General features: G+C 72.8%; 4 protein-coding genes. 2 read left to right on the top strand and 2 right to left on the bottom strand.

Annotated features, from left to right (window positions below; genetic code table 11):
• The coding region (locus AB0J52_RS31030) for a serine hydrolase domain-containing protein (protein ID WP_500186268.1) at nt 1-1,087 on the top strand (1,087 nt) is incomplete at its 5' end.
• Between the two features lie 80 nt (nt 1,088-1,167).
• Here AB0J52_RS31030 and AB0J52_RS31025 read toward each other — a convergent pair.
• The gene (locus AB0J52_RS31025; protein WP_500186269.1) at nt 1,168-1,875 is read right to left on the bottom strand and encodes a M50 family metallopeptidase; all 708 of its coding nucleotides are present in this window, start codon (nt 1,873-1,875) and stop codon (nt 1,168-1,170) included.
• A 171-nt stretch (nt 1,876-2,046) separates the two neighbouring features.
• Between AB0J52_RS31025 and AB0J52_RS31020 the strand changes: the two genes are divergently transcribed.
• Nucleotides 2,047-2,736: a hypothetical protein gene (locus tag AB0J52_RS31020; RefSeq protein WP_500186266.1), complete on the top strand. Its 690-nt coding sequence runs from the start codon at nt 2,047-2,049 to the stop codon at nt 2,734-2,736.
• Between the two features lie 81 nt (nt 2,737-2,817).
• Here the strand turns inward: AB0J52_RS31020 and AB0J52_RS31015 are convergent, their stop codons facing one another.
• Nucleotides 2,818-3,747: a DUF5996 family protein gene (locus tag AB0J52_RS31015; RefSeq protein WP_500186264.1), complete on the bottom strand. Its 930-nt coding sequence runs from the start codon at nt 3,745-3,747 to the stop codon at nt 2,818-2,820.
• Nucleotides 3,748-3,930 lie beyond the last annotated feature (183 nt).

Genomic DNA, 3,930 nt, shown 5'->3' with positions numbered 1-3,930 from the left:
GGCGGCCACCGCCTCCGCCGCGGCCACCGGCCCCCGGACGTCCGGGGCGGCCGGCGCCGCGACGGGGCGCGCCGCCCTCCAGCAGGCCGCGGACCGCCTGGTCAGGGACGGGCAGCCCGGAGTCATCGCCCTCTCCCGGCGCGGCGGCGAGGTCACGCGGGTCACCGCGGGCGTCGCGAACACCGCGACGGGCCAGAAGATGACCCCGGACCTGCGGTTCCGCATCGCCAGCGTGACCAAGACCTTCACCGCCGCGGTCGTCCTGCGGCTGGTCGCCGAGCACCGGCTCTCGCTGGACGACAGCGTCGCCCGCTGGCTGCCCGGCGTGGTCGCGCGCAACGGCAACGACGGCCGGAGGATCACCGTCCGGCAGCTGCTCGCGCAGACGTCCGGGCTGAACGAGTACGTGCAGGACCCGCGGATCTGGCAGGACCCCGCCCGCGTCTGGAAGCCGCGCGAGCTGGTCGACATCGCGCAGGAGAAGGCCCCGCTGAGCAGGCCCGGCGCGAAGTGGAACTATGCCAACACCAACTACATCCTCGCCGGGATGATCGTGGAGAAGGCCACCGGCCGCCCGTTCGGCGAGGAGCTCCAGCGCCGGATCGTCAAGCCGCTGAAGCTGCGCCACACCTTCCTGCCCGTCGCCGACACCGGATTCCACGGCCCGTACGCGCATGGCTACTTCGACCAGTACGGCGACGTCAGCACGATGATCAGCCCGTCCAGCGGCTGGACGTCCGGCGGGATCGTCTCCACCGTGGACGACGTGGCGCGGTTCCAGCGGGCCCTGGTGACGGGGCGGCTGCTGCCCCCGCGCGTCCAGAAGGCGATGATGACGACGCGCCCGGTCACCGACGACTGGGTGAAGGAGGACTACGGCCTCGGCCTCGCCCGGATCAGGACGTCCTGCGGGTTCGCCTGGGGCCACGACGGCGGCTGGCCCGGCTACCGGACCTGGTCCTACACCAGCCGGGACGGCGGCCGCCAGGCCGTGGTCACCTACAACCAGTCCAGCCCGGCCCTGGAGGCCGAGCCGGCCTTCCGCGCGGACATCACCAAGGCGATCGACGCCGCGCTCTGCCGCTGATCACCTGATCGCCACGGGAAGGCCCCCGCCGGCGAGCGCGCCGACGGGGGCCTCGGTCTCGGTGCGGCCCGCCGGGGGCCTCAGACGCCCGCGGACGCGCCGTCCGGGAACAGCAGCGCGCCGCCCGCGACCAGCGACAGCAGCGCGACCAGCCCGAACACCGTCACCCAGAACAGGCCGGGCACGCCGGTCAGGTGCGCGAGCTGGTCGGCGTCGGAGCTGGGGGCCATCCGGCGGGTCCGCATCCGCTGCAGCTCCACGACCGGACGGGTGCCCGCGAGCAGCAGGAACCAGGCGGCCAGGTAACCGAACCCCGCCTGCACGGTCTCCCCGGCGAACCAGGAGACCGCGAACACCACCGCGCCGGTGAGCAGCACCGACAGCGCGCCGTAGGCGTTGCGGATCATGACCAGCGTCCCGGCGAGCAGCAGGAGCGAGAACCACAGCATGAGCGTGATCCGGCCGCCCGCCAGCAGCGCCGCGAACAGCAGCCCGAGCAGCGGCGGCGTCACGTACCCGGCCATCGCGGTGAACACCATCCCGGGGCCGTGCGGCTTGCCCCGCGACACCGTCACGCCGGAGGTGTCGGAGTGCAGCTTGATGCCGTCCAGCTTGCGGCCGGTGAGCAGCGCGACCAGGGCGTGCCCGCCCTCGTGCGCGATGGTCACCACGTTGCGGGCGAGCCGCCAGGTCGGGCCGTGCGCCACGGCGGCCAGGGCCACGACGCCGGCCAGCGCCACCAGCCACCAGGGCGGGGCCTGCTGGGTGCCGGTCAGCCGGTCGAACATGTCGGCGATGCTCACCTGGTCGTTCACGTCCACCTCGGGTCTCGTCGGGTTCGCGCTGCCCAAGAGTAGGACGTAGGGGGTAAGCCCCGCGTTCGGTTACATCTCGATCCCCTGACGTTCGGTTCTCGCCGCCGCTTTGCGAAACGCGGGGCGATGCGGTGAAGTCGGGGGGTGAAGTACTGGATCACCGCCGGGGTCGTCTTCGCCGGAGGGACGGCGCTCTCGTTCGCCACGAACGGCGAGGCGGCCTTCAGCCTGGTCGGGGTGGCCCTGGTGCCGAGCCTGCTCGTCACGCTCTTCCTGGCCCCGGCGCTGTCCTCCGCGCGGTCCGCCGAGCTCGGCAAGGTCGGGCTCGGAGCCGTGTTCCTGCTGGTCGTGGGGGTACTGCTCCTGGTCGTCGTGGCGCCGAAGTACGCGGTGCTCCTGGCGCTGCTCGGCGTGCTGGCCCTGACGTTCGGCTGGCCGATGGCCGCCTCCGCCGCCGCCGTGATGGTGGTCGCGTCCGTCCGGGCGGGACGGTCGCGGGCCGCCGCCGCGCCGGGCGGAGCGCGCGTCTGGTCGCGGATGGCGTGGACCTCGGTCCTGGCGCTCGCCGCGACCTACGGTTTCGGGCTCTCGCACCTGGACGACGACATGATGGACGTCAAGGACAGGGTGTGCCGTTACACAGCGGAGAACGCGTCCACGGGCCACCGGGGCGGCCAGTCGCTGCTGCCGCTGAGCGACACCTCATGCGGAGCCGACACTGTGCCCGGCTACGTGAACCCGGCGCTTGCGGTGCTCGCCTCGCTGCTGGTCCTGTGCCTGGCGGCGTACTTCGGCGCGCGGCTGCGGACCCGGCACCCCCGCCAGACCGCCTGAGACCAACCTCGACCGTGAGCCGCCCTTCCAGCCTGCCGGCGGCGACGGTCGAGCCTCCGTCCCCGCTTTCGGGCGGTCGCGTCAGCCGACCGGGACGCGGCCGCGGGGCGGGCAGAAGGACGAGTGGAAGTCGTCATACGGCCAGGAGGCCGTGCGGGCTCCGGCCGCGTAGGCGCTCTGCAGGAAGTCCAGCAGCATGCCGCGCGGGTCGTCAGCCGTCCGGACGACGTCGTAGGGCAGCCGCGCCTGGTGCGTCGCGCCGGTCGGCTCCCAGACCGCCTCGGCGGGCGAGAGGGGCTGGCCCTTCAGGGCCTCCGGCTCCGGATGGGTGTAGGAGTAGAACGCCGAGTGCGGGTAGGCACTGTCGCCGGGCCACCAGCCGAAGCTGATCACCTCGTGGCTGTAGGCCTCGGCGGTGACCCCGTCCACGCCCTCCATGGGCGGCGCGGGACGGCCCGAGAACCGCGCGGTCGCCAGGTCGAAGCTGTGCCAGAACAGCTGCACCGGGCTCGCCTTGCCGCAGAACCAGCCCTGGAACTCCGAGAACACGTCGTCCGCCCAGACCAGCGCGTCCCGGAACCGCTCGACCGCCGAGGTGTCGTAGGAGGCGTGCGCGTTGTCGTCCGCGAACGGCGTGGTGATCGGGATGCCGAACGGCTCCGCCTTGATCTCGACCCGGACGCCCATCTCCCGCAGCAGCGCCTCCAGCTCGTAGTAGAACGCGGCGACCGACGTGCCGTCCCGGAGCGGAATGGCCTCCTCGCGTTCGCGCGTCCGCACGACGAGCCGGTGCCGGACCAGGTCGAACGAGATCCGGAAGTGGACGCCGTCGTGCATGAGGCGCTGGGTGGAGTAGCCGTGCTCGTCCACCCGGAACGTGACGTGCCACCAGTGGTTACGGGGCGGGTTCGAGGCGAGCTGGATCTTCCCCACGATCTGCGTCCACAGGTGCAGGGTGTCCTTGGTGCCGGCCCATTCGGCGTAGGGCAGCTCGGGCGGTGCGGTGCTCATGCCCGGCGTCCTACCCCGCCGGGACGCCCGGCAGTACGCGGAACGCCCGCCCGGCGCCCCTCCTGAGACGATCTTTGCGTCCCCGATGAATATATTTCTCCCATGGTGTCCCATACGGCGAACGCGGCGGTCCGGGAAGTGCGGACCCCCACGGCGGCCGACCTGCGCGCGGCGGCCGGACGC

Source organism: Spirillospora sp. NPDC049652, from assembly GCF_040675125.1.
Lineage (GTDB): Bacteria > Actinomycetota > Actinomycetes > Streptosporangiales > Streptosporangiaceae > Spirillospora.
The sequence above is the reverse complement of the archived record's forward strand: the minus strand, read 5'-3'. Positions and strand labels throughout refer to the sequence as shown.

Coding starts and splice junctions, on each gene's coding strand:
- AB0J52_RS31015 (WP_500186264.1), bottom strand. CDS start 3,747: ATGAGCACCGCACCGCCCGAGCTGCCCTACGCCGAATGGGCCGGCACC.
- AB0J52_RS31025 (WP_500186269.1), bottom strand. CDS start 1,875: ATGTTCGACCGGCTGACCGGCACCCAGCAGGCCCCGCCCTGGTGGCTG.